This window comes from Streptomyces sp. SPB074 (genome assembly GCF_000154905.1).
Lineage (GTDB): Bacteria > Actinomycetota > Actinomycetes > Streptomycetales > Streptomycetaceae > Streptomyces.
This window is the reverse complement of sequence record NZ_GG770539.1, coordinates 108,144-109,178: the sequence shown is the minus strand read 5'-3', so window position 1 is coordinate 109,178 and position 1,035 is coordinate 108,144. Positions and strand designations below refer to the sequence as shown.

Annotated in this window: 1 protein-coding gene; it reads right to left on the bottom strand. The window is 76.5% G+C overall.

Annotated features, from left to right (window positions below; genetic code table 11):
* Positions 1-191 precede the first annotated feature (191 nt).
* A partial coding sequence (locus SSBG_RS00490; RefSeq protein WP_037868580.1) for an MOSC domain-containing protein occupies positions 192-1,035 on the bottom strand: 844 nt, incomplete at its 5' end.

The following is a 1,035-nucleotide window of genomic DNA, read 5'->3' as shown; positions in this document are numbered from 1 at the left end:
GACGAGGACGAGGAGCAGCAGGACCGTCAGCAGGGCCCGCCCAGCCCTCGATCCGGTCACTCGTTCGCCGCAGCGGATTGTGCCGCCACGCCCACAGCCCCCAGACCGCTCGCACGACGCCCACCCCTTCCCACTCGCGCCTCCCGGCGCCCGCGGCCCCCCGATTCCTACCGTTTCCGGCGGGCAGCAGGCTATGCGACGGCCCCGGGGCGGCCCGCCCCGACCACCCTCACGGGGTCGCCGACCCGCACCGAACCGGCCGACTCCGGGACGAGGTTCATGCCGAACACCGCCTTCCCCTCCCGTCTCCGGTGCCGCGCCAGGGTCCGCAGCGGTTCCTTGCCACGCACCGCCGTGGCCTGGTCGACGGTCGTCACCACGCAGCGCCCGCACGGCTTCGCCACCCGGAAGAGGACCTCACCGATCCGCACCCGCTCCCAGCCCTCCTCCGCCCACGGCGCCCCGCCCGAGACGACCAGATTGGGCCGGAACCTGCCCATCGGCACCGGCCCCTCGGCGCTCAGCCCGTCCGCGGCGACGAGCGAGTCGAGCGCGGCGAGCGAAGCGGTGCTCGTGAGCAGCAGGGGGTAGCCGTCCGCGAGGCTCACCGTCTCGCCGGGCCGCGCGTACGCCGGGTCCACGGGGCGCGCCGTCGCGGGCGCGGCGAGGCGCACGAGCCGGACGGGACGGCCGAGGTACGCGGCGCACCACGCGGACGCGGCCGCCGCGGCCGGGACGACCTCGACCTCGTCCCGGAACAGCCGCACCCTGACGCTCCCCGCCGCCGGGAGCGGCACGTGGCAGGGCGTGAGGCCCGGGCCGCTCAGGACCAGCCCGCCGCCGTCCGCCTCCCGCGCGTCGAGCAGCGCGAGGCGCGGTTCGTCACGCTGGGTCAGCTGGCGTGCGGTGTCGTCCACGAGCATCCAGCGGCGGTCACCCGCGAGTCCCCAGGGCTCCACGACCGCCTCCGGCACGTCGAGAGCGCGACCGGCCTTGAGCGGATGGATGTGGACGGAGGCGAGGGAGACGGCGGCC